Origin of the sequence: Streptomyces sp. NPDC002994 (assembly GCF_040611155.1) — a bacterium.
Classification (GTDB): Bacteria; Actinomycetota; Actinomycetes; order Streptomycetales; family Streptomycetaceae; genus Streptomyces.
In genome coordinates this window covers 1-26,504 of record NZ_JBEXNQ010000030.1, presented here as the reverse complement: position 1 = coordinate 26,504, position 26,504 = coordinate 1, and the positions used below count along the sequence as shown (strand labels likewise).

The 26,504-nt window shown below is 69.5% G+C and carries 23 protein-coding genes, 1 tRNA gene and 5 pseudogenes; 21 read left to right on the top strand and 8 right to left on the bottom strand.

Annotated elements, in window-relative coordinates; genetic code table 11:
• Positions 1–939: 939 nt before the first annotated feature.
• The 3 genes from ABZX79_RS30910 to ABZX79_RS30900 are packed head-to-tail and all read left to right on the top strand — an operon-like array spanning position 940 to position 2,127.
• Positions 940–1,458 (top strand): hypothetical protein, encoded by a 519-nt coding sequence (locus tag ABZX79_RS30910; RefSeq protein ID WP_355264995.1) that lies wholly within the window; start codon positions 940–942, stop codon positions 1,456–1,458.
• A gap of 6 nt (positions 1,459–1,464) precedes the next feature.
• Positions 1,465–1,812 (top strand): hypothetical protein, encoded by a 348-nt coding sequence (locus ABZX79_RS30905; RefSeq protein ID WP_355264993.1) that lies wholly within the window; start codon positions 1,465–1,467, stop codon positions 1,810–1,812.
• Between the two features lie 39 nt (positions 1,813–1,851).
• A complete protein-coding gene (locus tag ABZX79_RS30900; RefSeq protein ID WP_355264990.1) occupies positions 1,852–2,127 on the top strand; it encodes a hypothetical protein in 276 nt (91 codons plus the stop codon).
• Between the two features lie 646 nt (positions 2,128–2,773).
• Here the strand turns inward: ABZX79_RS30900 and ABZX79_RS30895 are convergent.
• Positions 2,774–2,932: pseudogene (locus ABZX79_RS30895) on the bottom strand (IS5/IS1182 family transposase); the annotation flags it as partial.
• Between the two features lie 57 nt (positions 2,933–2,989).
• Here ABZX79_RS30895 and ABZX79_RS30890 point away from each other — a divergent pair.
• From ABZX79_RS30890 to ABZX79_RS30880, 3 genes are all read left to right on the top strand, one after another.
• Positions 2,990–3,487, top strand: coding sequence for a type II toxin-antitoxin system Phd/YefM family antitoxin (locus tag ABZX79_RS30890; RefSeq protein WP_355264987.1), 498 nt, complete (start codon positions 2,990–2,992; stop codon positions 3,485–3,487).
• 387 nt (positions 3,488–3,874) lie between these two features.
• On the top strand, positions 3,875–4,330 hold the full coding sequence (locus tag ABZX79_RS30885) for a hypothetical protein (protein ID WP_355264984.1): 456 nt from the start codon (positions 3,875–3,877) through the stop codon (positions 4,328–4,330).
• Positions 4,331–4,404: 74 nt separating this feature from the next.
• Positions 4,405–4,587: a hypothetical protein gene (locus tag ABZX79_RS30880; RefSeq protein WP_355264981.1), complete on the top strand. Its 183-nt coding sequence runs from the start codon at positions 4,405–4,407 to the stop codon at positions 4,585–4,587.
• A 93-nt stretch (positions 4,588–4,680) separates the two neighbouring features.
• Here the strand turns inward: ABZX79_RS30880 and ABZX79_RS30875 are convergent, their stop codons facing one another.
• Complete coding sequence (locus tag ABZX79_RS30875; protein WP_355265152.1) at positions 4,681–5,775, bottom strand: DUF2867 domain-containing protein; 1,095 nt, start codon at positions 5,773–5,775, stop codon at positions 4,681–4,683.
• Positions 5,776–5,882: 107 nt separating this feature from the next.
• On the opposite strand from ABZX79_RS30875, the gene ABZX79_RS30870 reads away from it, so the two are divergent.
• Together ABZX79_RS30870 and ABZX79_RS30865 are read left to right on the top strand one after the other, a co-directional pair.
• On the top strand, positions 5,883–6,452 hold the full coding sequence (locus ABZX79_RS30870) for a TetR/AcrR family transcriptional regulator (protein ID WP_355264978.1): 570 nt from the start codon (positions 5,883–5,885) through the stop codon (positions 6,450–6,452).
• A 193-nt stretch (positions 6,453–6,645) separates the two neighbouring features.
• A complete protein-coding gene (locus ABZX79_RS30865) occupies positions 6,646–7,101 on the top strand; it encodes a hypothetical protein (RefSeq protein WP_355264975.1) in 456 nt (151 codons plus the stop codon).
• 199 nt (positions 7,102–7,300) lie between these two features.
• Here ABZX79_RS30865 and ABZX79_RS30860 read toward each other — a convergent pair whose 3' ends face one another.
• Positions 7,301–7,546, bottom strand: coding sequence for a hypothetical protein (locus ABZX79_RS30860; RefSeq protein WP_355264972.1), 246 nt, complete (start codon positions 7,544–7,546; stop codon positions 7,301–7,303).
• A 1,543-nt stretch (positions 7,547–9,089) separates the two neighbouring features.
• Here ABZX79_RS30860 and ABZX79_RS30855 point away from each other — a divergent pair.
• Positions 9,090–9,734, top strand: coding sequence for a CBS domain-containing protein (locus ABZX79_RS30855; protein ID WP_355264969.1), 645 nt, complete (start codon positions 9,090–9,092; stop codon positions 9,732–9,734).
• Between the two features lie 305 nt (positions 9,735–10,039).
• Positions 10,040–10,567, top strand: coding sequence for a GNAT family protein (locus ABZX79_RS30850; RefSeq protein ID WP_355264966.1), 528 nt, complete (start codon positions 10,040–10,042; stop codon positions 10,565–10,567).
• A gap of 71 nt (positions 10,568–10,638) precedes the next feature.
• Here the strand turns inward: ABZX79_RS30850 and ABZX79_RS30845 are convergent.
• A tRNA-Met gene (locus ABZX79_RS30845) sits at positions 10,639–10,712 on the bottom strand.
• A 141-nt stretch (positions 10,713–10,853) separates the two neighbouring features.
• Positions 10,854–11,348, bottom strand: a complete 495-nt coding sequence (locus ABZX79_RS30840; protein ID WP_355264963.1) for a hypothetical protein — start codon at positions 11,346–11,348, stop codon at positions 10,854–10,856.
• 202 nt (positions 11,349–11,550) lie between these two features.
• Between ABZX79_RS30840 and ABZX79_RS30835 the strand changes: the two are divergent.
• A pseudogene (locus ABZX79_RS30835) lies at positions 11,551–12,369 on the top strand (IS5 family transposase).
• 168 nt (positions 12,370–12,537) lie between these two features.
• On the opposite strand, the pseudogene ABZX79_RS30830 reads toward ABZX79_RS30835, so the two are convergent.
• Positions 12,538–12,684, bottom strand: a pseudogene (locus ABZX79_RS30830) (IS5/IS1182 family transposase); the annotation flags it as partial.
• Between the two features lie 110 nt (positions 12,685–12,794).
• Positions 12,795–13,271: pseudogene (locus ABZX79_RS30825) on the bottom strand (GNAT family protein); the annotation flags it as partial.
• On the opposite strand from ABZX79_RS30825, the pseudogene ABZX79_RS30820 reads away from it, so the two are divergent.
• From ABZX79_RS30820 to ABZX79_RS30790, 7 genes and pseudogenes are all read left to right on the top strand, one after another.
• Positions 13,266–13,969 (top strand): annotated as a pseudogene (locus tag ABZX79_RS30820) (IS5 family transposase); the annotation flags it as partial. The pseudogenes ABZX79_RS30825 and ABZX79_RS30820 sit on opposite strands and share 6 nt — an antisense overlap.
• Positions 13,970–14,129: 160 nt before the next feature.
• Positions 14,130–15,338 carry an enoyl-[acyl-carrier-protein] reductase FabV gene (fabV, locus tag ABZX79_RS30815; protein ID WP_355264960.1) on the top strand — a complete coding sequence of 403 codons (1,209 nt, stop codon included), beginning with the start codon at positions 14,130–14,132 and terminating at the stop codon, positions 15,336–15,338.
• 1,705 nt (positions 15,339–17,043) lie between these two features.
• Positions 17,044–17,154, top strand: a complete 111-nt coding sequence (locus ABZX79_RS30810) for a keywimysin-related RiPP (protein WP_215138045.1) — start codon at positions 17,044–17,046, stop codon at positions 17,152–17,154.
• 25 nt (positions 17,155–17,179) lie between these two features.
• Complete coding sequence (locus tag ABZX79_RS30805; protein ID WP_355264956.1) at positions 17,180–19,042, top strand: lasso peptide isopeptide bond-forming cyclase; 1,863 nt, start codon at positions 17,180–17,182, stop codon at positions 19,040–19,042.
• Positions 19,043–19,088: 46 nt separating this feature from the next.
• Positions 19,089–19,343, top strand: coding sequence for a lasso peptide biosynthesis PqqD family chaperone (locus ABZX79_RS30800; RefSeq protein ID WP_355264953.1), 255 nt, complete (start codon positions 19,089–19,091; stop codon positions 19,341–19,343).
• The gene (locus ABZX79_RS30795; RefSeq protein ID WP_355264949.1) at positions 19,340–19,774 is read left to right on the top strand and encodes a lasso peptide biosynthesis B2 protein; all 435 of its coding nucleotides are present in this window, start codon (positions 19,340–19,342) and stop codon (positions 19,772–19,774) included. The genes ABZX79_RS30800 and ABZX79_RS30795 overlap by 4 nt, the downstream gene beginning before the upstream one ends.
• A complete protein-coding gene (locus ABZX79_RS30790) occupies positions 19,771–21,630 on the top strand; it encodes an ABC transporter ATP-binding protein (RefSeq protein WP_355264946.1) in 1,860 nt (619 codons plus the stop codon). The genes ABZX79_RS30795 and ABZX79_RS30790 overlap by 4 nt, the downstream gene beginning before the upstream one ends.
• A gap of 298 nt (positions 21,631–21,928) precedes the next feature.
• Here the strand turns inward: ABZX79_RS30790 and ABZX79_RS30785 are convergent, their stop codons facing one another.
• Positions 21,929–23,464 (bottom strand): PucR family transcriptional regulator, encoded by a 1,536-nt coding sequence (locus ABZX79_RS30785; RefSeq protein ID WP_355264943.1) that lies wholly within the window; start codon positions 23,462–23,464, stop codon positions 21,929–21,931.
• Between the two features lie 146 nt (positions 23,465–23,610).
• On the opposite strand from ABZX79_RS30785, the gene ABZX79_RS30780 reads away from it, so the two are divergent.
• The 3 genes from ABZX79_RS30780 to ABZX79_RS30770 all read left to right on the top strand — a co-directional run bounded on the left by ABZX79_RS30780 (position 23,611) and on the right by ABZX79_RS30770 (position 26,450).
• The gene (locus ABZX79_RS30780) at positions 23,611–25,155 is read left to right on the top strand and encodes a cytosine permease (RefSeq protein WP_355264940.1); all 1,545 of its coding nucleotides are present in this window, start codon (positions 23,611–23,613) and stop codon (positions 25,153–25,155) included.
• Complete coding sequence (locus tag ABZX79_RS30775; RefSeq protein ID WP_355264937.1) at positions 25,152–25,571, top strand: nuclear transport factor 2 family protein; 420 nt, start codon at positions 25,152–25,154, stop codon at positions 25,569–25,571. The genes ABZX79_RS30780 and ABZX79_RS30775 overlap by 4 nt, the downstream gene beginning before the upstream one ends.
• 63 nt (positions 25,572–25,634) lie before the next feature.
• The gene (locus ABZX79_RS30770) at positions 25,635–26,450 is read left to right on the top strand and encodes a lysyl oxidase family protein (protein WP_355264934.1); all 816 of its coding nucleotides are present in this window, start codon (positions 25,635–25,637) and stop codon (positions 26,448–26,450) included.
• Positions 26,451–26,504: the final 54 nt, after the last annotated feature.

Here is a 26,504-nt window from a genome sequence, read left to right as displayed (position 1 = left end):
GTCTCGAAGGAGCCGATACGGACAAACTCGAAGTCGCCGACGCGCTCGATCGTTCCGCGACCTTCGTGGGCGTAGATGTCGGCGGAGACGTTCCAGAAGCGGGGCCTTCGTCTTCGTCGCTGTACCAGTCCTCGTGGTGGGTGTAGGTGAGCCGACCATGTTCAGCGGTGCCGGCATCGTACGGACGCCGGGCCCGACGGCGGCTTCGGTCGAGGTCACACGGACTCCGGTGATGTAGCGAGGGAGACGGTGCGGACAGCGATCTGCGGGAAGGCCGGCGTGCCCGTGGGGACAGCCTGCCTTTCCCGGGCGGCTCGTGCGTCGAGTTGTGCCAGATTCCCTCGACTGGTGCGCCAGGGTGCCTGATGTGCCCGACCCCTGTTTGTGCGTTTCAGGACTTGGGTGCCCCGGCTGGTGGACATCACGGCCAAGCAGGCATGCCGGTCGGTGCAACTGCGCCACAGTGACCGGGCAGGCGACGGTGTGGAGGGCTGGGGCAATCGTGTGATGTGAGCGGAGACTTCCGGTACTGCAGGAGCAGGACGTGGTGCGCGCCGGGGTGGACATCGGGCCGCTCGGGGAGACCACCGTGGCGTTGGGACGTGCTGGCGGCGGCAAGTGGCATGGGCCCGCGCAGGCGCCGGGGTGGCGGGCGCATTGCCTCTACGCGGAGCATCTGACGGGGAGCCCCATGGTGCTGCTCGATGTCGGGGAACAGGTGTGCCGCCACTGTGCCGGTGTGGTGGATGTAGCACCGGGCGAGGAGGCGTTGTGGCGCGCGTCGGCCGAGATGGTCGCGGCCGATCAACAAGTGCGGAAGCTGGAGGAGGTCAAGCCGGGTCCGCGGTCCTGGAGTGGCTACGCGCAGGTGCTGTGGTACGCCGCCCGGCACCGCGACGCGGCCATCCGGGAGCGGCTGGAGGCGTACTCGGGGACCAAGTGTTCGGTCCTGCCGCGCGGCAGATGGTGCAGGCGTGGGCAGGGGTGTTGCGGCGGTCGGAGGCGGCGCCGGCCACCTGGCGGACAAAGGCTCCTGCAGCGATCGAGGCCACCTCGGTCAGTGGGGCGTGCGACGCGGTGGCCACCGACGGGCAGGTGCGCCGGCAGGGCCTGCAGTTGGCGGCCGCGGTGGAGCTGTCCCGGTGGGCGGAGCCGTTCGATGCGTGGGCGGCGATTCGGCGGGCCTGGAGCACCGTCCGGGACCAGGGCGGTGGGGCGGCACAGGCGCGTACGGCGGCCCTGCGGGCACTGGAAGCCCAGTGGGATGGGGTGCGGGTGTGTGATGCGACGGCGCTGCCGGAGCCGGCCATCGTGGCGGCCGGGGATTTCTCCTCGCCCGCACGGTGGGCGGATGCGGAGTTCCAGCACCAGTGGCAGCGATACGTCGTGGACTGCTGCGACAGGCTGGAGGAAGCGCTTGAGGCGTCAGCCGCCGGCGGGGATGCCAGGCAGCAGTAGCTGCTGGTGACCGGCAGGCCGCTGACCCGGGAGCGGGATGCGGAGCTGGCCTACCTGGCCCAGTACGAGCAGCACAGTCCCGTCGTGCCGTTCGGCGCGCGCCGGCGCAGCTACAGGACCTTCCCCCGGGCTCCAGCCCCGTCGCGCAGGACGTCCTGGACCTCCTGCGCGGCCGCCTACTCCTACTTGGCCGCGGACGCCGAACAGGACGGTACGGGCGCGCAGCCCACGCCCCTGGTGCCCAAAGCCCGCGAGGCGCGGCGCAGCGCCCGGCGTTCGGCGCGGGCCGGGGCGCAGAGCGAACCGGGTTCGATCGACATCCACAACGCCCTGGTCGTCGGCAAGTACAGCTGAGTACCCGACGACGACCAGGGCGGTAGCGCGGCTGGGGAGATGGAATCGCTGCCCATCCACTGGCTGAAGGGCTGGACCCTGTGCCTGGACGTCGAGTGCGGGCCCCGGCCCGAGGCGGTGCTGCACCGCTTGTACGGCACGGTGACGTACTTCGACCCTGACACCGGCCGCTTGGGGTTCTCCCCCACCGGGGATCACCCGCCCATGGCCGTTCCGGTCCACCGGGTCGTCGCGCTCACCGGCAACCGGCAGCGGCGCCGCCCCGGTCAGGTACCCACCCACGAACCGTACGACGCCCACGACCCGATGACCTGACCCCAGGGCAAGGGAGTTGGCCCGGGAGGACTGATTCACCGGGGCGTCCGGATCCTGGTGATTAGAGCCCTTCGCTCGCCATGCTGGCCGGCCTCTTGCGGAGCGAACAACTGGAAGCACCAGCTCTCTTCGACCAGGGCTTGAAGGAGCTCGGGCTCCTCTTCCAACCGCCAGCCGGCCCCCTGGCCGCGAAGTGGGCCATGGCCTACTGGATCGCTGGACAGAGCGTGGACGGATCTCTCGATCCCGCTACCGGCACCCATCTCATCTGGGCCGAAGTCGCCCATGACCCTCAACTATCCAAAAGACCTGCAGCCACTCGTCTCGAGCGCGCTCATCCTGGATGACTGAACAAAGAAGTTATCGACGCAGCTGAACAACTCCTGAGCAAGCAGCAGCCGAGAGAGCGCAAGGAGAGACTGCCGGTCCATGCGCCGTGAACCAGCCCATCCGCTCGGCAGCAGTCGTCACACTCCGTACGCGAGTTACGGAAGTTGACCCAGAAGCCGTTCTCATGGACGTACCACCCTGCTGCGGGGGGCGTCGGCGTCAGATGTGCAGTGCGGCGCGCCGGTCTGCGTGCTGCAGTTCGCGCAGCACGCTCACCAGTTGAGGCTCCGGAGCCAGAGCATGGTGGAGCCTTCTTTAGGGCGCGCACATGGCTGGGATCGACCACCACCCCCCGGGACCTGACCAGCTTCGCCGCGGCGTTCAGCTCGGCCAGCAGCACTTCATGCAGCCGCTGCCACACCCCGGCCTCGTTCCAGTCCCGCAGCCGGCGCCGGCCCGGGCATCCGGAGCCGAACACAGGACTGTAACTCGGCTCCCTTGGGCCGAGACTCAACAGATAGCGTGCAGCTCTATGGATGATGTGAAGATCGTTGTTGAGCGGCGGTACGCTCCGGACCCGATCGACTACGACCGCCTCGTCTCGCTGGTCGAGTCCACCGGCGAACGCGTCGTGCTCACCGAGGCCGACGTGCCGATGAGTGTGTTGTTCCCGGCGGGCGTGGTGGCCGAGCTGGAGCACTGGGCCCGCGCCGACTACCCCGCCCCCGCACCGATACCGCAGGAAGAGGAGGAGGACGCGAACGAGACGACGTGGGACGTCGGCCGGCTACGGGTCGAGCCGTTAGCCAACCCGCAGGAGTACGGACCGTACACCCGGTACGTGCGCGCCGATGGCAGGCGCGTGAGCTTCGCCCGGGGCAGGATGGTGGTGGCCGTACAGCTGACCGCCGACGAGGCGGCGTGGCTGGAGGACAAATCAATGCACACGCGCCAGGGTTTCATGGACCCCAAGCAGGCAGCGGCATTCCGAGAGTTCCTGGCCCGACAGCCCCCGGTCGGCGACCAGTGACTTCGAGACGGAGACGAGGGGCCGCAAGCTCACGCAGCTTGCGGCCGACGGCCACGAGCAACCGAGCGCCACGAGGTCGGATCAAGGCGTTCGGCAACCTGTCGCCGACCGATTAGGGCCGACTCCGCTTAGCGGAAACTGTCCCCCCACGCCAGAGCCAGCCACACAGCGTGGTCGAACCTCCGACACGCCGGGCGATCGCACCGACGACTAGGGGCAGCCGGTCAGGCTGCCATCTTGATAATCGCTGGTCAACTGGGCTGGCGTGACGTTCGTTCGGGGTGCTCGTGCAGGTCGTGGGCGACAGTCTGCGGTGTAGATCATCTGGCAGGGCGGTTTCGCCGGTTTCTGCCTGCCGCTGCCGGTAGGGCTCCTACGATCCGGGGCATGGTGGACCCCGAGACGCTGGAACGGATCACCGCGCGGCGCGCGGAGTTGGACGGGCTGGAGGAACGGCTGGTCAAGCAGTTGGAGGAGGTGCGGGCCGAGCGGGGCGAACTGGCCGTCGCGATCCGGGTCCTTGAGCGGATGAGCGAGCGGATCACCGAGGAGAGTGCTGCGGCCGCGCCGGTATCTGCACAGCTGGGCGGCCGGGCGGTGCTGATGATCCCGCACCGAGAGCCGGGTGTGGAGGAGACGGCGCTTCCGCCGGAGTACCAGCGCATTCTCTCCGTCGTACGGAAGGCCGGCGGACCGGTCATGGTCCGGCAGGTCGGCGAGGAGCTGGGGCTGGACACCGGGGTACGGGGCAAGCTGGAGCCGCTGCGCGGGAAACTGAGCAAGCTGGCCGACCGCGGCTGGCGGCACAAACAACCCGACGGGAAGTTCGCCTCCCGCCTGTGACCGCCCGCACCACCGGTAACGGCCCGTTGGCGGGGGCGTAACCGAGGTGCCCCCCCGGCGGCCGTTGGAATGGGGTGAAGAACGCCAAAGAGCACGCCGAGGACACCGTCTCCCTTGTCTACCAGTGCCGGTGCGGACCTGCTGCCGTGGGTGAAGACCCCCGGCAACTCCGATGGCGCGAATGCGGCATCGCTCCCACGGTCCCGGCGGGCGAGTTCGGCCCCGAACTCGCGATCCGCTTGATCGACGGCACCTGAGCCACATCACGTGCCCGGCCGCCCCGTTGGCGCGCCTTGCCAACGGGGCGGGGGGAGGGCTTCAACATCGGCCGCAGGGGCGGATTCCTCTGCCTACGAGGGCGATCCGGTTCGGGACCGGCGTGCCCGGATCTTTGACGCCGCATCGCGGAGCAGGCCGGGTGTCAGCCGGCGGTGGACGGCGGAAGACGGTGTCCAGATGATCCGGCCGAGGAGCCGGTCATAGCGCAGGACCGTAACCAAGGACACCCGCCCATCGGCTACCCGGACGACGAGGTTGCCGCTGAGAAACCACGAAGCCGCCTCGAGCCTGACCCAGTCTTCGCCACGTTCGGCGAGCCGCCAGCCGGCCACGGTGTCCGGCGATCGCCCCCGGCTGAGCCGCAGACCGAGCAGGCCACGCCAGATCACTCGCCCCGGGAGGCTGGGCACGTCGCCGAACATCGCCCGGGCCCACTCCTCCGGGCTCGCCTCAGCGTCCGTGGCGAGGGTGAACATGTCGACATAGTCGGCGTCGGGCAAGGAACTGAGGTTGAGCACCGACGCCGGGACATTGTTCTTCCCCACGGCACTTTCGATGGTTTCCGGGCTGCCGCCGCCTTCCTCGTCTGGGCCCCCGCGCTCCTGCCACGCGCGTTCCCATTGCCGGGTCAGTGCCGGGTAGACGATGAGATACCGGAACGGCGCGACGGCGGCCATGTACAGCCGGCCGATCAGGCCGTTGGGCTTCACGAGGACCGCCATGCGCAGCTCGTGCTCGCCGCTCGCGGTCGGCACCCATCCGAGGTGCATGATCGTGTGAACGGTTTTGTTCGCCAGTTCGCGGGCGCACTCGTTGTCGAGCCCGTACACCGGGGTGAACGGGCCGTATTCAGAGCCACTCGGGACCTCGCGGAGGTCACGCGGCAGGCGGTCGCGCAGCGACGGAACCCGCGCCGCGATACCCCCTTCGCGCTTGTCCAGGCCAAAGAGGGCACCGAGCTTCCAGCGCACCGCGAAGAGGAACCGGACCAGTGGGGACTGGCTCGCGGGTCCGTCGGCCGCCTCGAGCGCGGCGAGCATCATGGAGAAGTCATCGGGTCCGGCGCCAGGTGTGCGGTAGGCCCACACATCCTCCAGCCGGAAGTCTCGGGTGAGCTCGTGGATCCGCCACGGCTGATCGGTGTGGGCTGCTTCTGGGAGCCTCATTGCCACTACCGCCTTCCCTGTCGTGAGACATATACGGGTGCGTATAAGCAAGCCTAGTAGAGTTATACGGCACCGTATATTTCTGGAGAAGTGAGGTGGGACACGTCGTGGGCGCTATTCGCACGCCGCGTGGCAGGTGGGTCGAGGAAGGGCTGCAGGCACTGGCCGACGGCGGCCCGGAGGCCGTCCGCATCGAGACGCTGGCGAAGCGGATCGGCGTGACGAAGGGCGGTTTCTACGGGTATTTCGCCGACCGTGGCGCGCTGCTCGAGGCGATGCTGGACGCCTGGGAGCGGGAGAGTGTCGATGAAGTGCTCGACCGCGTCGAGCGCGAGGGCGGCGACCCCAAAACCAAGATCCAGCGGGCGGGCGCACTCACGTTCTCCAACGACCGTCTGCTGCCCATCGATCTGGCGATCCGCGACTGGGCCCGGCGCGATGAGGCGGTCGCCGAGCGCTTGCGAAGGGTCGACAACGGGCGCATGGCGCTGCTGCGCCAGATGATCGGCACCTTCTGCTCCGACGCAGATGAGGTCGAGGCCCGCAGCCTGCTCGCCTTCTGCGTGGCAATTGGTGAGAACTTCCTCGCCGCCGACCACGGCGAGCGCACCCGCGCCGAGGTTCTCGCCCGCGCCGCCGACCTGCTGCTCAACCGGCCCGCACCAGGTCGCGCGTGAAGCGCGAGGAGCCCAGCCCACGGGAAGCGTGGCCTCGGTTCCTTCGGAGCGGTTTGAGGAACCGAGCGGCTCAGCAGACCTCCATCCCGTACCAGGACAGCGCGGTGGGCGGCTGTCTGCCGTGCAGATCGTCTGTCAGGCGGTTCGGCGGTTTCTGCCCCTCGCCGTCGATGTGCCTTCTACGATCCGACGCATGGTGGACCCCGAGGTGTCGGAGCGAATCGCCGCGCGCCGCGCTGAACTGGACGGACTCGAAGAACAGCTGGTCAAGCAGTTGGCGGAGGTGCGGGCCGAGCCGGACGAACTCGCCGTCGCCGAACGGGTTCTGCAGCGGATGAGCGAGCAGATAGTCGAGGAGCGTGCCCCGGCTGCGCCGGTGACGGCATCGGTGGGCGGCCAGACGGTGCGCATGGTCCCGCACCGTGCGTCGGGCGTGGAGGAGACCGCGCTTCCGCCGGAGTACCAGCGCATCCTCTCCGTCGTACGGCAGGCCGCCGGGCCCGTCATGACCCGGCAGGTCGGCGAGGAGCTGGGGCTGGACACCGGCGTGCGGGGCAAGCTGGAGCCACTGCGTGGAAAGCTGAGCAAGCTGGTGGGCCGCGGCTGTCTGTGGAAACTGCCCGACGGCCGGTTCACCACCCGCCTGTGACTTCCGGCGGCGGTGCGGCGCGGGCGTAACCGAGGTGCCCCCGGCGGCCGTTGGAATTGTGTGAAGACACCAAAGAACACGCCGAGACACCGTCTCCCTTGTTTACCAGTGCCGCCTGCCGCTGTCGACGCGCACCCTCAACTACCTCGCTGACCTGCTGTGACGCCATCTCAAGGCGATACGATCGCGCTGGTGGGCCTTACCGCCCGGGAAGATCGGGGTGATCGTCCTGGCCGTGCTGCTGCACGACCAGCGCGTGGCCGACATGGCCGGCGGCAACGACATCTCCGCCACCACCATCCGCCGCAGGCGGGACGAGGTCATCGGTCTGCTCGCCGCGAAGGTCCCGCGCCTGGACCGCACCCTCAAGAAGATCGCGGGGCGCGGCGGCGAGGTCGTCCTGACCGACGGCACCCTCATCCCCACGCAGCGCCGCACCGGCCAAGCGAACCAGGCCGAACTACTCCGGCAAGCACCACCGCCACGGCCTTCACTTCCTCGCCCCGACCGACGACAACGGCCGCCTGATCCGGACGCCTCCGCGCAGACCGGCGACGAAGCCCAGGCGCGGACGCAACGCTCTCCAGGGGATCTTCAAGGTGCCAAAGGCGCCAGGAACGGATGCGGCCGGCCGCGTCGTACGCGTCCGTGCGGCCGGCGTCGATGTCCCGGCAGAGGTCGATCAGCGCCCCCTACGGGGCGTCGATGGCCTTCCCCCGTCGCGTCCATGTACGCCGCGACCTTGGCGGCCCCGTACAGGGCGTTGCGGGCCGGGAGGGGTCGGAGGTGGACGACGGCGTGCAGGAGAGCTGCGGCGCGCCAGGAGTTGTCGACGCTGGTGCCGACGCGGGGGTGTTGACGCGGTGGCGGCAATGGCGGCGATGGCGGCGACGTGTGGGTGCGTGGGCAGTACGTCCGCCTGGCGCTCGAGCAGCCAGCGGATGTCGATGCAGCGCTCCACGGTTCAGGCGACCCGTCCGCCTGCGTCCAGCCGGTCGGGGGCGTCGTCGGGGAAATCGGTGCCGGTCTGGTTGATCACCCGCTGTGTGCGGCGGCCAGGCAGTCCAGTCCGCGGGGACGAGCGCGGGACGTTAGGGGGGTACTCATGAGTACTGTTCCATTGCACCATGTTCCGCAGTCCGCAGTCCGCAGTCCGCAGGTGATGAACAGAGAACGCGGCCCGCTGGACCACCGCCCGGAGACCAAGGGCTCATGTCGAGGGCGAACCGCAGGTCCGGGTCGCCGGATGGCACCGTTCGCGTGGATGAGCAGCATGCGTGACGTAGACGCTCCGCGGCCATAGAGGATTCCGGCAGCTGCGGCAGGTATGAGGGCAGGGGTGACACTAGCCAGTGACTCTTTGCACCTTGAGTCGGCGTTCGCCACCACGGTGCTGGTGCTTGCCGCGTTCATCACCTGGGGCTGCGCGCGTGCGCTCAGGCCGCTCCCGGCCGGTTTGGCAGGCGTATCTGGTGGGTGGGCTGACATGTTTGTGGCTCGCTCGGGCGACGGGTAGTGGGGACCACCGGTTCGTCCTCGGCGCTCTCGGCACCGTCGAGACGGTGGTCGGGCTGGTTTTTACGCAGCGTTCCGCGCCTCCTCGCCAGGCTCCATTTCGCCGAGGGCAGGCGGATCTTCTACGAAGATGCCAATGGCTGCCAGTTCAGCCATGAGTTCCTCGTCGATCTCTCACACTGTCGACGAGGGCCAGAATCCTTCCCCCTCGTCGCCGAACAGCGCGACGCCTCGGGGAAACGCAACTCCAGAGGTGCCAAGCACCTATCCCGCAGTCGGCGGCACTCCCGGCAGGGCCGCTGGCCGCCCTCGCCAGGTCGAACGTCACTGGTCGCCGGAGCGGCGGGGTGCTGTCATGGGTAGGGAGACTGCATTAGACGAGCCGGCAGGGCCGCGGAGGCCGGCGCCGCGCGTTGTCCGCCCGGGCGGTCCGCCCTCGGCCGCCCCGTCGCAAAACGGAGGAGGCCAGTGCCATGCTGCACCGCCGCACGGTCGGTGACGTGATGACCGAGGAGGTCGTCACCCTCCGCCCCGACACCCCGTTCCAGGAGGTCGCCGCCCTGCTGGACGCGAACGACATCGCCTCGGCCCCGGTCGTCGACGACGACGGCGCCCCCCTCGGCATCGTGTCCGCGACCGACGTGCTGCGGCACGAGACCGGCATGCCCGACCCGCAGGGACAGGACGGGAACGACGAGCACGCCTGGGGCAAGGTCCGGGCCCGGACCGCGGACGCGCTCATGAGCCGCCCTGTCTTCACCGCCCGCTCCGACTGGACGATCCCCCGGGCCGCGCGGGAACTCCGCAGGCGGCACGTCAAGCAGCTGCCGGTGGTCGGCGACGACGGGCTCCTCACCGGCATCGTCAGCCGCAGTGACCTCCTCGACGCATTCATCCGCTCCGACACCGAGATCCGCGGCGAGGTCGAGCAGGACGTCCTGGGGCGCATCCTCGGCCTGAGCGAAGGCACCGTCGCAGTCGAGGTCCGGGACGGGGCCGTCACCCTGCGGGGTCACGTCCCGGAACCGCGTCTCGTCCCCGTGGTCGTGGGCCTCTGCCAGGGCATTGACGGTGTCGTCGCCGTGGACGCCCACCTCACCGCCGCCCGGGCGGGCTAAGTCGGGGCAACCCTGCGCGCCAAGTCCCCGAGCGGTAAGTCCGCCACCCGAAGCACTGACCTCGCCGTTTCGGTTGAGATGAGGCCGGAAGCAGGGAGGAAACACGAAAGTGCCTTCTGAGCTGGGACGATGAACCTTGTCGAGGGGTTCTGTCGGTCCAAGCGGAAGGCACTTTCTGCGCGCAGGGTATCGAGAACACGAGCTGCGCGATCGACTCGATCCTCCGGCGGGCATAGGGTGCGGCGGCGCGGGCACCCTCGCATAGGCTGCCGTCTCATCCGACGCACCGCGACGAGGATCAGCCCATGCGCAGCAGCACCAGGATCCGCCTGATCGAGCCCACCGACGCCGCCCCGATCGCCGCGCATCGGGTGCGGGACTTCGAGGCTTTCCGGCCGTGGGAACCGGCCCAGCCGGCCGACTTCTTCACCCCGGAGGGCCAGGCGGAGCGGATCGACAGCCTGCTGGCCGGATACCGGGCCGGCGCGGTCTGGCCGGGCGTGGTGCTCGCCGACGACCAGGTGATCGGGCAGGTCACCGTCGGAGGCATCCTGCCGCAGCCGCACCTGCGCCGCGGCTCCGTCGGATACTGGATCGCCAGCGTCGCCCAGAATCAAGGGCACGCCGGGCACGCCGTCGGGCTTGCACTCCGGGTGATGACGGACGAACTCGGGTTGCACCGCGCCGAGGCGTCCACCAATCTGGAGAATCTGCCGTCGCAGCGGGTGCTACGCCGCAACGGGTTCAGCCCGTACGGCGTCGCGCACTCCTCGATCTTTCTCGACGGGAGCTGGCGGGACGGGCTGCTGTGGGAGCGGATCCTCGGCGACTAAACGAAAAGCTGGAAAACCGACCGCATGGCAGAAGGGCCCGGATCCACTAGGAACCAGGCCCTTCTGAGCAGTAGCGGGGACAGGATTTGAACCTGCGACCTCTGGATTATGAGCCCAGCGAGCTACCGAACTGCTCCACCCCGCGTCGGTAAACACCACCATACGGCACCGCTGGCCCGGCAATGGCTCCCTGCCACCGGACGGCGTGAGGAACGGGCGCTGCTCGGCTGTCCCCGGGCACCCAGTCGGCCGATTTCGCGAACTCCAATGCGCAGGTTGGGTCGCGCTATCTCGGCTGGGTGCAGAGGAAGCACCCCTCCCAGTGAGGGAGCGCGCTCAAGATCCGGTGTCGTGTGCAGCAGGCCAGAGCTCGTTCGTCTAGGCCGGGGAAGACTCCGGTGCCATGAAAAGCGTCGGCGGGCACGAATGACTCGACCATGTCCTTGAACTGGCGCAGGTAATTCTGAGCGAAGGGAGGTTCGTAATCCAGCTCGCTCCAGCGGTGGCGGCTCATCGCAAGCGTGGTGGCGCACAGCACGAAGTCCCTTGAACGGGATCGTTCCTGTGGCGTCGTGCCCCAGTCGATGTCTTCCAGGTTGAATCCGACGGCTCCTCGTCCCATGATGCTCTGATCCTGCAGCGTCAGGAGAGCCGCGAAGCGGCAGTCCCATACGTCTTCGACAAGGTCAGAGACCGCCAGCATCAGCACGTCGATGAACACCTCCGTGCCGCCGTTGGAGAGATACAGACTCTGTTGCCCAGCACCAAATGTGTTTCCCACCGCGCCACGGTACGACGCCTTGGTTCTCCGCGGCTCGGTTTAACGAGGGACGGACGCTCCCTGACAGCCGTCGGCACGCGTCGGCTCGGCCGATACCTCCTGCGAGCAGGAGCGCCAGGCACGCCCCGCCCCGTCCCGGGAAGTGCACAGTTCAAATCCCTAAGACCGTGTCCTATGTGGTGAGGCGGTGGTTGGGCTGTTCATGGGGCGGGGTACGTGGAGTTGGATTGTTCCGGACGGGCTGTGGGAGATCGCCGAGCCGCTGATCCCGCCCTCGAAGGTGCGGCCGCAGGGCGGCGGAACGCAAGACACGCCTGATGAGACGCTGTTCGCCGCGATCATCTACGTACTGGTCAGCGGGTGCGCGTGGCGGGCCCTGCCGCCGTGTTTCGGCATATCGAAGTCGACCGCGCATCGCCGGTTCGTGATCTGGTCACGGGCGGGAGTGTGGGGACGGTTGCACGAGGAGATCCTGCACCGGCTCGACGACGCCGGCCTGCTTGATCTTTCGCGCGCCGTGCTCGACTCCGCCCACGTGAGGGCCAAAAAGGGGGCGAACACACAGGTCCGAGCCCCGTGGACCGGGGCAAGTCGGGTTCCAAGATGCACGTCCTGTAGGACGCGAACGGACTGCCCCTCCTCGTTGGCGTCTCCGCAGCCAACGTCCACGACAGCCTCGCACTGAAGCCCATGGTCGCCGGCCACCAAACGAGACACGACCCCCACCGCGGCCGCCACTTCAAGCCCCAACGCCTGCACGCTGACAAGGCGTACGACGTTCCTCACCTGCGGAGATGGTTACGCGGCAAACGCATCGGCGTCCGCATCGCCGCGCAAGGGCGTCGAGTGCAGCGAACGATTAGGGCGCCGACGGTGGGTCATCGAGCGCACCATCTCCTGGCTGACCGGCTACCGCCGACTCAACCACCGCTACGAACGCCACCCCCGCAATTACCTGGCCTTTCTCGGCCTCGCCGCCGCCCTCTGCTGCTACAAACGACTCGTCCGCCTCACCACATAGGACACGGTCTAAGCCCTCACTCGCTATCGTGACGCTCAGTTACGAAAAATTACGCCTCAGCCGGCGAGTCCTGCCATGTAGAGCGCTCAGTCACAACACCGATGTAACGGAGCGCTCTCCCGTCCGGCCAAGTGGGCGCTCAGTCGGCGGCCGGGGCGGAGAGCTTACTTAGAGGTCGTCTCCCTTGGTGTAGGGCGGGAGGATGAGGGCGCTGGCGATGCCGACGAAGGCCAGGAAGTGCTCGGCTCTGCGCTCGTAGCACCTGCACAGGCGGCGGCAGCCATTGAGCCAGCACATGGTGCGCTCGACCACCCAGTGTCGGTCGGCGAACAGGGCCCACGGCCCACGCGGGACAAACATCGCCGTCCTGGCCTTCGGCCGTCCCTGTCGGCTCTGCGGCCCGCCCTTGACCGTCGGGCGGCAGCCTAGCCCTTCGGGCCCGGCTTCCAGTCCTGGACGAGGAGCCCGAGCAGCACCTCGTCCAGGAACTCGCCCATCACCCAGGCCGAGGAGCGCAGCACGCCTTCGCGTACGAAGCCGTTGCGCTCGGCGGAGCGCAGCATCGCGGCGTTGTCCGACAGCGTCTCGATCTGCAGCCGCTGCAGGCCGCGCACGACGAAACCGTAATGGCACAGCACCGCGACCACGTCGGTGCCGTAGCCCTTGCCGCGGGAGGACGGCAGCAACCCGAGCCCGATGTGCGCGGACCGGTTGGAGTTGTCGATGTTCCACAGCACCGCAGTGCCGACCAGCGTGCCGCCGTCCCGCTCCACCACAGAGAACGGGACGTGCCGTTGCTCCTTGTCGTCCACCACGAGCTGCGAGTCCTTCAAGCCGGGCGTGATCGGCCGCCACGGCCGACCTTCGGACCGCGAGGCGTGGACCACGTCGTCGTAGACCTGCCCGAGGGGTTCGGGTTGTGGAAGGGCGTTCACAACCGGCTGCGGAAGTGGGCGGCCGACGGGACTTGGGAACGCGTCCTGGCAGCCCTGCTCGCCCAGGCCGACGCCGAAGGCGACATCGACTGGGTCGTTTCGGTCGACTCCACTATCGTCCGGGCTCACCAACACGCCGCCGGGGCCCGCCAAAAAGGGGCCCTGGTCGGCGAGCCGGACGACCATGCCCTTGGACGCCCACGCGGCGGACTGACCACCAAGATCCCTCTCGCCGCCGACAGCCGCTGCCTGCCTCTGGCCTTCGTCATCAGCCCAGGCCAGGCCGGCAACGCACCTGCGTTCCCGCAGGTCATAGCCCGCATCCGGGTGCCACGAGGCACAGGACGGCCCAGGACCACACCGGACATGGTCCTCGCGGACAGACCTACTCGTCCCGTGCGATCCGCACTCACCTGCGGCGTCGCGGAATCCAGGCCGTGATCCCGCAGCCCGCCGACCAAGCCGCGAACCGCAAGCGGCTGGGCAGCCGCGGCGGCAGACCACCGGCCTTCGACCGAGAGGCCTACAAACGCCGCAACACGGTCGAACGATGCATCGACAAGCTCAAACAATGGCGCGGCCTAGCCACCCGTTACGACAAGACCGCCACCATCTACCTCGCCGGACTCCACCTCGCCGCCATCTTCATCTGGTCAGCATGGTGATCCGAAAGAAACGCCCTGGTGGGAACCCTCCAAGCCCGGCTAGACATCGTTGTGCCGGTCAAGATCACCGTGTTCATCCGCACAGCCGCAGACTTGCAGGACGGGGTGGCCGAGGCGGCCGCCGCGTCCTTGTCCGTGACGACACCTGGGGCACCACACCGTGAGCGAACGCGTCATTGCGCCCAAGAGCCGGGGCTTCCTGTTCCTCGACTCCCATCCTGGCGGCTGCCGACAGCTGGTGGACGAGATGTGGCGGGCCGTCCCGGCCCCGGTCAACGCCGGGGGCGAAGGGCCGGTGGCTCTGGTCATCGGCTCGTCCGCCGGGTATGGCCTGGCCGCTACGATCGCAGGCCTGGCCCGTGTCGGTATCCGTGGCATCGGCGTGTGCTTCGAGAAGGCGCCCGCGCGGCGCACCGGCACGGCGGGCTGGTATCGCACCGCCGCCACCGCCCGGCTCGCCCAACAGCACGGGCGGGACATGGTCTTCCTCAATGGCGATGCGTTCAGCGACACGGTGAAGGAGCAAGTTGCCGACCTCCTCGCCGAGCGGTTCGGGGGACGACTCGACTTCCTGATCTACTCGGTGGCCGCGCCTCGCCGCACCGACCCGGACACCGGCAAGGTGTATGCCTCGGCCCTCAAGCCGATCGGCTCGCCGTACACCACCAAGACCCTCGTCTTCGACGAGGACGGTTCCCCGGAGGTGAGGGAGGTCACCACCGCGCCGGCCGAGGGCGACGACATCGAGCAGACCGTGGCGGTGATGGGCGGCACCGACTGGGAACGGTGGATCACGTTCCTGGCCGACCGGTCCCTGCTCGCCGACGGCTTCGCCACCGCCGCCCTGTCCTACATCGGCTCGCCGCTCACCGCGGCGATCTACCGGCAGGGCACCATCGGCGTCGCAAAGTCCCATCTGGAAGCCACCGCACGCACGTTGGACGAGCGCCTCGGCAAGACTCTGGGCGGCCGGGCCGTGACCTCGGTCAACGCCGCTGCCGTCACCCAGTCCTCCACCGCCATCCCCGGCATCGCCCTGTACGTCGGGCTGCTGCGCGGCGTCCTCGGCGACGCCATGGTGGCCCCGATCGGTCAACTGGTGGAGTTGTGGGACCAGCTGACCGGCGCCCGCCCCCTCGACCTCGACGACGAGGGCCGGGTCCGCCTCGACACCTGGGAACTCGACCCCGCCGTGCAGAACGCCGTCGCCGAATGCTGGAGCACCGCCACCAGCGACACCGTCACCGAACTCGCCGACCTCGACTGGTTCAGCGCCGAAGTCCGCCGCCTCTACGGCTCCTCTGTCCCCGGCGTCGACTACACCGCCGCCGTCGAAACCGACGTCCCCTGGCCCACTCTCACCATCTGACCCTGCGAAGCGGGGACCGAGCGGTGGACGCAGCGCTGGAGCTTCTTGCCGGTGAGCTCGGCGAACCACCGCTCGACCGGGTTCAGCCAGGACGAGCCGGCCGGGGTGAAGTGCAGGTGGAGGGGGAGTGGCCAGCAGCCACCTCCGGACCGGCTCGGTCCGGCTGCTGTCGGTTTGGTCGTGCGAACTGACGGATGCGGCAGGGTGGTCGTGCCGGCGGGGCGGGGTGCGGGCAAAGAGCGTACCGATGCGCAAGCCCGGCGGAGAGCCTCGCTGAAGCCCTTGAGCGTTTTCTAGCGGGCCCGGCTGCGCTTGACCGGATGGACGGTGCTTTTCATGGCGGCTGGCCGGCTTGCCGAGGGCGTGCTGGCGCGTGAAGCATGTGCGCCGCTGCTGGTTCGGCAGCCGGACAGTGAACTGGCGTGCCTCACCTGTCGGTCCCTGCACGGTGATGAGAGCGAGGTCGCCCTTCCGCTGTCCTTGTCGTCTCCCTGGTTTGCGGGGCAGGACGGGCAGACATGCCGGGCTCTTTCCCGTTACGCGGTGGGTTCGCGCTTCGGCCTGGCGCCGTCCGCCGCCCAGGCCGCTGTTCATGCTCTGCTGGAGACGATCGAGCGTGACGCAGCCACCACACGTGTTCGAACCCCGTGCTCTGCCGGATGACCTGGCCGCACTGCACGCCTGGGCGGAGCAGGAAGCAGGGGCCCGGGTCCATCTCGTTGACGCCACCTGCGACCTGGGTGTCCACAGCGTCCTCGCCTACAGTCCGCCCAGCGGCTCACGCTCCTACTTGCGCGGGCCGCCGTACTCCAGCCGTACAACACCGTGGAAGGTGCGCTCACCGAGATCCTGGTGTCGACCGCGGCCCGCCGCCATGCCCCGGCGGGAAGCGGTCTCCCTGTCCCTGCTGGAGCCGTACCCCGCGCTGCACCGCTGCACCCTGGTTCCGATGTGTACCGCACCCGCGCTCAGAAGTCGCGGAGGCTCATCACCAACCGCGAGACAGTCCTGCACCGGTCACCGGCCGTCCGGGGGGCAGCCCTTCGAACCCGGCGCGCCGGATCGGGTCGTGGACCTGATCGGCCGCTCGGGACCGATACGCGAGATGCCCCGGCGACTCAACCGGGTGGATCGCTTTCGAGCCGTAACTGATGGCGCCGACATCGACGAGACCGCCCACCGGGTCATGCATGAAGACGGCGGCAGGCCGCTCCAGGAACGGGGAGCCATCCGTCGCGCTCGGGCACGTAGCGTGCGCTCCCCTACCGGCGCCCCTCAAGCGGTCCCGGGGCCCCAGCGGCGGCCGGTTCAGGGTCGCCATCGAAGTGGGGAAGCGCGGGGCCAGTGAGGGTGTGCGCCCCGGCGGCTCCACCCGGCACCAGCGGCACACCACCCCCGTATCACCGGATATGCGCCCTGGATGCCCAGGTCGAAACGTTTTTCCGTCCCTGTCCCAACCCCCGCCTAAATTGTTTCACTTTCGACTAAACGCACGAACCGTAACGCGCAATCCCAGGCGATCCACAATTTACATTTAGTCCTATTTTCTTTGGCGCCCTTGCCATCGCATCTACATACGCACGTACTTATTGCACGCACCGCTTCCCCAGTCCCGGGTCCCGATGACCCCTGAACAGGCCGGCCTCGAACTGGTTCACAGCCGGCCAGGGAAGCGGGGTGACACCTGCACGTGAGGGAGATGGTCATGAAGAAGGCTTACGAAGCTCCGACGCTTGCCCGGCTCGGGACATTCCGGAAGAAGACCGGGCTCCTGCAGAGCTCCGGCAACGACCGGCTGGTTCTGAGCAAGAACTGACGGCTGACGGTTCTGATCCGACGTCATGACTGAACTGCACGAGAGTGCGGGGGCGGGCCCCGGCGACGCGCACTTCGCGGTCTTCACCGACTGTGAGGACGCGGCCGCCGTGGCCCGCTCCCTCTACCTCTCCCGCCCCGGAACACGCATCCTGAAACACCCCTCGGGCCGGCCCTGGCTCGTCGGGCAGTGGCACGACCAGGACCTCACCACCGCGCGCGCCGGCCGCGCCGCGCTCACTGTCATCGGCAGCTGCCCGATCGACTCGGCACAGCTCGAGCGCCATGCCGGACGCCTACGCGATCTCGCCGAACTCGACGCACTGGCCCGCTCCCTGCCCGGCAGCTTCCATCTCGTCGCCGCGCTCGACGGGCGGCTCAGGGTCCAGGGCACCGCGTCCGGTCTCCGGCTCGTCTTCCACGCTCCCGTGGACGGGGTGCAGGTGGCTGCCACCCGTGCTGACGTACTCGCCGCAGCGCTCGGCACCGAGCCGGACCTGAAGCAGCTGGCGGTCCGGCTGCTGTGGCCCGTTCCCCATCCACTCGCCGAGGCACCCATGTGGCAGGGCATCACCTCCGTGTCTCCGCATGACGCGCTCGTCATCGCCGCGGACGGGCGGACCGTACGCCACTCCCGCTGGTGGACTCCTCCCGAGCCGGTACGCACGCTCGCCGACGGCGCGCCCCTCGTCCGCGAAGCGCTCGCCGAGGCCGTCGATGCCCGGACGCGGCAGGGCGGCGTGGTCAGTTGTGATCTGTCCGGTGGCCTGGACTCCACCTCCATCTGTTTCCTCGCCGCGCGATCGCCGGCCCGGGTCGTGGCAAGCACATGGCCGGGACGCGATCCCGCCGACAGCGACCTGTACTGGGCCGAACAGGCAGCCCGGTCCCTGCCGGACGTCGAACACGTCGTCTGGGACGCCGATGCCTCACCGCTCGTCTACAGCGACCTGCTCGGCATCGACGACCTGCTGGACGAACCGACCATCGGCGTCATGGACCGCTCACGGGTCCTGCACCACCTGCCCGGCCTGGCCGAGCGCGGCAGCCGAATGCACCTGACCGGCATCGGCGGTGACCACGTGGCCTGGTGCTCGGAGGCGTACTACCACCGGCTGCTGCGCACCCGGCCGTTGTTCGCCCTGGGTCGGCTTCGCGGCTTCCGAGCCCTGTGGCAGTGGCCGATCGGAGACATGGCGCGTGCTCTGGCCGACTCACGGCCGTACGGGAAGTGGCTGGCCGACGCCGGCGGTCGCCTGCGGGACCCACTGGCCACCACCGTCCACACCAGCCTCGGCTGGGGCATGCCGCCTCGGCTCTTCGGCTGGGTCACTCCCGACGCTCAGCACATGGCCCAACAGGCGCTGGCCGATGCAGCGGCGAAGGCGGTCCCGCTTCATCCGGACCGTGGCCTGCACACCGACCTCGAACAGATCCTTTCGTGTACGCGCATCGTCCGCCAGTGGGACCGTATGGCGGCCCGGGCCGGGGTGCCGATGGCGTCACCGTTCCTCGACGACCGTGTGATCGAGGCATGCCTCGCGGTCCGACCGAGCGAGCGGGTGACGCCCTGGGCGTACAAACCCCTGCTGACCGCCGCCATGAGCGGAATCGTGCCCGAAGCGTGTTTGTGTCGTACCAACAAGGCCGCAGCGTCCATGGACGCCTCCAACGGACTGCGCGAACACCGCGCCGACCTGCTGGAACTCTGGGAAGACTCGCGGCTGGAGCAGCTCGGCCTGGTCGACGGCGCAGCTCTGCGCCGACTCGCCCAACGGCCGGCCACACCCGAACTGCGCGACGCGATCCTCTATTCGACCATCGCCGCCGAAGTGTGGTTGCGCGGACTTGGCCGCACTACTGGACCCAAGACGCCCGCCACCCCATGACCACAGCTCCTCAGCTCCTCAGCTCCTCAGCGGGAAAGGCACACGCATGGCATTGAAGTTCGGCGCCTATGTCTCCACTGCCGAGACCGACTACGGCACGGTTCTCCTGGACGAACGCGCCGGGGAGTACTGGGAACTGAATCCCACCGGAACGCTGGTCGTCAGCACATTGATGGCGGGCGGTGACGAAGCCGACGCGGTGGTCGCACTGACCGATGAATTCGACATCAGCCCCGCACAGGCGAAGCGGGACGTCGACGCCCTCGTACTGCGACTGCGGACCTCGGGGCTGGCCGAATGACGACACCGAGCGCACTGGAGCGGCCCACCGGAGTGCCCTTCACCCGGCGACTGGCTGCCCGTCTCGTTCTGCTCCCCGCCTTCGCGCTCTCTCTCCTGCCGCCACGCCGGATCCGCGCTGTACTCGGCCTCGCCCGTCGCCGCGCCAGGCCGGCCACAGCCGCCGAGGCCAAACACGCACGGGATGCCATGTGCGCGGTGAGCCTGCGCTGCGCCGGCCCCAAGGGCTGCCTGCCCCGTTCCCTGGGCGCCGCCCTTCTGTGCCGCCTGTCCGGAACATGGCCCACCTGGTGCACCGGGGTACGCGTGGTGCCGCCGTTCACGGCACACGCCTGGATCGAGGCGGACGGCCGGCCCGTGGACGAGGGCGTACCGGACGACTACTTCACCCGGCTGATGACGGTCGCCCCGGCGAACCGATCGGGCCGATGACCGAGACCGTCGTGGAGCAGGGACAAGCGGCGTCCGAAGGCGACCGCTCGACGCGGGCCGCGGTCGCCACCATGTACCGGCTCACCACCGGGCGTCGGTCTTCGGTCGCCGTCGCCACCCTGCTCACTCTGGTGGGCTCCGCCCTGGGGCTTGCTCAGCCGCTCGTCGCCAAGCATGTCGTGGACGCGAGCGGTCGGGGGCAGGTCTTGTGGCCGCTGTTGCTGCTTCTGGCGGTGCTGTTCGTCACCGAGGCGGCGACGGGCGCGGTGGGCCGCTTCGTACTGGAGCGCATGGGTGAAGGCGTCGTACGAGGGCTGCGCCACGGTTTGGTGGGGCGGCTGCTCCGGCTGGAGATGCGGGAGTACGACCGGCACCGCAGCGGTGACCTCGTCTCGCGGGTCACCTCGGACACCACCTTGCTGAGAGAAGTCGTGTCCCAGGCACTGGTCGATCTGGTGACAGGGGCCCTCGTCGCGGCGGGGGCGATCGTCCTCATGGTCTGGATCGACCCGCTGCTGCTGCTCCTGGTCGCTTTGACGGTGGCCGCTGCCGCCATGATCGTTGCCTCGCTGCTCAAGGGCATCCGGGTCGCGTCAGAACGTATGCAGAACTCCGTGGGCGCGATCGCCGCCGAGCTGGAACGCGCCCTCGGCGCGCTCCCGATGGTCCGAGTCCACCGGGCCGAGGACCGTGAAGCGGCCCGCATCGGAAAGCGCGTCGAAGCGGCCTATGACGCCGGTGTACGGACCGCGAAGCTCGCCTCCGTAATGAGCCCCGCGGTCGAACTCGCTGTCCAGGGCTCCTTCCTGATCGTCCTGGTGATCGGCGGCCTGCGGGTGAACGGGCAGGCCAACTCACTCGGCGACCTGGTCGCCTTCCTGCTGTACGCCTCCTACCTGGTGCTGCCGTTGTCGTCGGTCTTCCGCGCGGTCGGTCTCATCCAGCGCGGCATGGGCGCCTACCAGCGCATCGAGCAGGCACTGTCCCTGCCGGCGGAGCCCTCCGCGGAGAAGCCGGCTGTCCGGGTGCGTACGCGCGAACCGGGCAGGCATGTCGCCTCGCGCGAGGAGCCCGTCCTCGCCCTACGGGACCTCTGCTTCGGCTACACCCCGGGCCTGCCGGTACTGCGGGGCCTGTCCTTCACTGTTGCGCATCGGCAGCAGGTGGCCCTGGTCGGCCGGTCGGGTGCCGGAAAGAGCACGGTCTTCGCCCTGGTCGCCAGGTTCTACGAACCAGACTCCGGAACCCTGTTGTTCGACGGCCTGCCCACCTCCGAACTGAGCCGCGCCGCCTGCCGTGAACGCATCGCCGTCGTCGACCAGAACACCCACGTCGTCCACGGCACGCTTCGGGACAACATCACCTACGCTGCGCCCGACGCCACCGAGGCCGAAGTGCGACGCGTCGTCGAGCTCGCCCAGCTCGACGGGGTCGTACGACGGCTGCCGGGCGGCCTGTCAGGGATGCTCGGCGAACGCGGCGGCACCCTCTCGGCAGGAGAACGCCAGCGCGTCGCCCTGGCCCGCGCCCTGCTCGCCCGCCCCGCACTCCTCCTGCTCGACGAACCCACCTCCCACCTCGACACCATCAACGAAACCGCGCTCACCACGGTGATGAAGGACGTTACTCAGGAGTGCTCCGTGCTGGTCATCGCACACCGGCTCTCCACGGTCCAGCACGCCGACGGCATCGTCGTACTGGACAACGGCCGCAGCGCCGCCTTCGGGCAGCACGAAGACCTGCTCACCAGCAGCGCCGCCTACCGCGAACTGGCCGCCGGGCAGATGCTCCGCCCGGCCAACACGCGGGCCTCGGCCGTCGCGAGCGCCCGGATCCACCCCCGCCCCCAGCTGTGAACCGGACGGGGGGTACGAAACGCCGACGCCTCCTCCACCAGCGCCGCGCCCGGCCCAAGGGCGACCAGCACCGCCCGAAGCACAGCGCCGCGCTCGCCACTACCCGCTGCCTCTTCCCGCCCCAGCACTCCCCGGGGCGGCCGGCCACGAGTCGGCCGCCCTGACGCGGGGCCCCGAACGACCGCGTCGGCGCCATGGCCACCGACGGCCTCGTCCGACGCCCGCACAGATGCGCCAGCAGATCGAAACGACCTCTCGCAGTCCCTCGTCCCGATCAGCCCGCCGACCCTGCCGGGCGTCAGGGAAGTCGGTCGCAGAGGTGGGCTGCCCGTAGGGCGAGCCATACCTCGGTGAGGTCGGCCGTCGACGACAGGTTTTTGCCGCTGAGAGCGGCGAAGCGGCGCAGGCGGTAGAGCAGGGTGTTGGGGTGGATGTGCAGGGCGTGCGCCGCCTCATCCGTGCAGCGGTCCCGCTCCAGCCAGGTCAGCGCCGAGAGCACCAGCGCGCTGCCGTGCTCGGCGTCGTACCGCAGCGCCGCGCCGAGTACTTGATCCACCAGTCCGTTCAGGACGGACGGGTCGTCGTGCAGCCAGCGTTCCGTCATGTCGTCGCTGAACACCACCATGGACTCGCCCGAGACGCCCGCCCGCCGCAGCGCCAGGACGGCTTCGCGCCGGGCGAGGCCCAGGGGGCCGCCGGGGGCGAAGGGGCGTGAGACGCCGGCCCGGGTGCGCGGCAGCGCCGCGAGGGCGAAGCGGGCGTCCGCGGAGTCCGCGAGGAGTACGTACAGGCCCTCGTGCCGGCGCAGGACGAGGTGCGGTACGGGCGAGTCGTCCAGGGACTGCACCACCGCGGCGTCGTCCAGCGGGCCGTCGCCCGCTCCGTCGAGTACGGCGAGGAGGACGTCCGTGTCCGCTGCGAACCCGAGGCGGATGAGGTGCCGACGGGCGGTGTCCGGGTCCAGGGCGTCCTGGAGAAGTTCCGCCAGCGTCTCCGCCCCCTGGCGGCGCAGCGTCTCACGCTCGTGACGCACCATGGACACCTGCAGCGCCGCGACGGTCGCGATGTGCTGTACGACGCCGAGGCCGGCCGGTTCCACGCCCTCGCCTCGCCGGTCGCCCTGCCGTTCCAGCGCCAGCAGGTATCCGGCGGGCCGGCCGGGCGCGGGTACGGGCAGGACGTAGCCGCCGGGGACGGCCGGGGCCGGGTCGGCCGAGTCGGGCAGCAGCGCAGCGTGCCGCGCGGGGGGTACGGGCACGCCGGGCAGCAGGAGACCTCCGGCGGGCGTGCACAGGTAGAGCGCGTACCCGGACAGCCGCTCCAGCCTCCGGAAGAGTTCCCCGGCGGTGAGGTCTTCAGTGGCGAGCCAGCGCAGGGCGCCGAAGACCTGCAACTGCGTGCCCAACTGCCGTCGGGCGCCGGCTTGCAGGGCGGCAGCCACCTCCTGCGCCACGGCGATGAAGGGCACCTGCAAGGACAACTCCAGTACGGGCAGGGACCGTTCATTTGCCGTCGCCAGGAACTCCTGACGCAGCGGCGGCACATGCAGGCGAGCGGAGAGGGCGAGCGCGGACACGCCCGCGTCGGCCAGTCGCTCGACGTAGGCGCGCTGCCGGACGGCGGTCCGGGGAACCGCGATCCCCGTCGTCATGATCAGCTCCGCGCCCAGGAGCCACGGGGTGGGGTCCTCCAACTCGCTCACATGCGCCCATGACACGGGCCGGTGCAGCCCGTCCGCACCGGCCAGGACCCGGAGCTGGAGAGCGGGGGAACGCACGAGGTCGTCGACCCGCAGGGCCGCTGTCGGTGCTGTCGATGCTGTCGGTGCCCTCATCGCGCACATGGTGCATCGTGGCGGCCCACAAAGGAAGGGGTCGAGTTTGAGCGCCGCACAATTGCCGCTCCGCTGACGGCGAGCGCACACTCGGGCCTTCAGCTCCGGGCCGTGATGTCCCGGAGCGCACGACAACGGGAGGGTCCATGGCGGTCCGGACTGTCCAGCGCTCAAATGCCGAACACAGCGGCGCGGATGTCATCGAAAGCCTCTCCATCCAGCACGTCCCCTTCGCCGAGCGGCACGGCAGACTGTGGAAGCAGGGCCCCTTCTGGTTCCAGGGGAACTTCCAGCCCTTCACCCTCTCGCTCGGGTTCATCGGCCCCGGGCTCGGCCTGTCCGTCGGATGGACGGTGCTGGCCAGCGCGCTGGGGCTGCTGGTGGGCACGTTCTTCATGGCGTTCCACGCCAGCCAGGGCCCTCAGCTGGGGCTGCCGCAGATGATTCAGTCCCGGGGCCAGTTCGGCTACCGGGGAGTGATCGTGCCCCTGGCGGCGACGCTGTTCACCTTCGTCGGCTTCAACGTCGTCGACACCATCATCATCGGCCACGGGCTGAACGCGGTGTTCGGCTGGGATGTCACCGCGGTAGGGATCGGCATCACCGTCATCGCGGTGGTCCTGGCGGTGTACGGGCACGACTGGCTGCACCGGGCGTTCCAGGTGCTGTTCTGGTGCTCGGCCCCCTGCTGGCTGCTGCTGTCGATCGGCATACTCACCGGCCGGGTCACCGGCGCGGCCGACGCCGCCGCGGACGCCGGCGGCTTCACGCTGGTCGCGTTCATGGTGCAGTTCACCGCCGCTGCGGGATACAACATCTCGTACGCGCCGTACGTCTCCGACTACTCGCGCTATCTGCCCCGCGACACCCCGACGCCGCGCATCGTCGCCTCCGTCTTCGGCGGCGCAGCGGGTTCGCCGATGTGGCTCATCCCCATCGGCGCCTGGATGGCCGCCACCCTCGGTATGAGCGACCCGCTGGCCGGCACGCGGGAAGCCGGGGATCAGGTGGTGGGCGGCCTGGGCGCCGTTCTGACCCTGCTGTCGGTGCTCGCGCTGGTGGCCACCATGGGGCTCAACGCCTACAGCGGCATGCTCACGGTCCTCACCGGGATCGACTCGGTCCGCCCGCTGCGCCCGGGTCGGCGGGCCAGGATTCTGACCGTCTGCGGTCTCGCCGTCGTCTGGTGCGGCGTGGGCCTCAGTGTCTCGGCGGACTTCTCCACCGCCCTGGGCAATGCCCTGCTGCTCATGCTGTACCTGCTGATCCCGTGGACCGCTGTGAACCTGGTCGACTACTTCTTCGTCCGGCGCGGCCACTACGCCATCACCCACCTCCTGCGACCCGACGGCATCTACGGCGCCTGGGCGTGGCGCGGCCTGCTGGCCTACGGCGTCGGTCTGCTCCTGATGGCGCCGTTCATGGTGGTGGGCCCCTTCACCGGGCCCGTCGCGGCGGCGCTCGGCGGGATCGACGTGGCCTTCGTGGTCGGGCTGTCCGTCTCCGGCGTCCTGTACTACGGGCTGACCCGCGGGATGGACCTGTCCGCGGAGGAGCCTGCGGTGGCCGCCAGCGAGCGTGAACTCGCCGAGCAGGAACCGGCGCCCGCCGACACCGGCCCGACGGTGGACGGCTTCCCGACGGTGGACGGCTCCCCGACCGTGGACGGCTCCCCGGCGGTGGACCGGTGAGCGTCGCTGGAGGGAGGAGCGCCGGCGCCGAAGCCGAGGTGCGGGCCGCCGCTGCCGGCCTGGTGGCCGCCTTCGCCGCCCACGATACGGGCCGCTACTTCGCCGCCTTCGCCGAGGACGCCACGTTCGTCTTCCCCACGCAGCCCCGCATCCTCGCCGACCGAGCCGCGTACGAGACCGCGTGGCGGGCCTGGGAAGCGGACGGATTCCGGGTGCTGGGCTGCCGTACGGACGACACCGAAGTACGCATCGTCGCCGAGGGACTGGCAGTGCTGACCCACCGGGTGCGCACCCACCTGGCCGTGCAGGACGACGCCGACGGCGAGGAACTGCGGGAACGGGAGACCGTCGTCTTCCGGCGGTCCCCGGGCGGGCGCTGGCTCGTCGTCCACGAACACCTCTCGCCCGAGCCGTGACCGGCTCCCCGGAGCTCCTCGGCCCCGTACACCGCAACACGCCCACCAAAAGGAAGGACAGTCATGAGACGCACAGCACGGAGCGGACACACGGCCCGGACCTGGATCGCCGCGGCAGTGATGGCACTCGGCGCACTGCTGGCCACCGGCCCCGGCGCAGCCTCGGCCGTTGACGCCCCAACGGACATGCTCCCCGCCCTCGAACCGCTCCAGCGGGAGCTCGCGGAGAACGACCTGGTCCGTGAGCCCGACACCGGCATCACCTGGCTCCGCTTCACCGGCGCGCCCGCGAACCTCGGCTCCGGCGCCCTCCACGTCACCGGGCGGCGCACCAAGGAGGAGGCCGCGGCCGCCACTCCGGGCAACAACGTGATCCCCGCGTACCAGCGGATCAGCCGATCCGACGGCTCTTCGTACGAGCTCCCCGTCGGGCTGATGACGTTCCACGACGAGCACAAGCACTTCCACATGGACGGCATCTCCCGCTACCGGCTCATCAACGCCGGCGGCCAGGTGGTGCGTGAGTCGCCGAAGGTGGCGTTCTGCCTGGTCGACCTGGAGGTCGCCGACTCCACGCTGCCTGGCTCCCCCGTCAACCCCGTCTACAACTCCTGTTCGCACAACGCCAACGCGACGACCCTGACGATGGGCATCTCCGTCGGCTGGGCGGACGTCTACGCCAAGGAGCTGGCCGGCCAGTCCTTCGACGTCAGTGCGCTGATGAATCTGCCGCCGCAGGAGTACACGCTGGAGATGACGACGAACCCGCTGGGCATCCTGCACGAATCCAACCGGACCGCCCCCCGGACGACGTCCGTGAAGGTCACGATCGGCCAGGGAGTACCGGTGGGCGTCGGCGGCCCGCGCCCGGGCGTCTGACCGAAGCCGCCGCCGAGGGGGTACCGGGGCGGGGCAGCAGGGGAGAGACCTCTC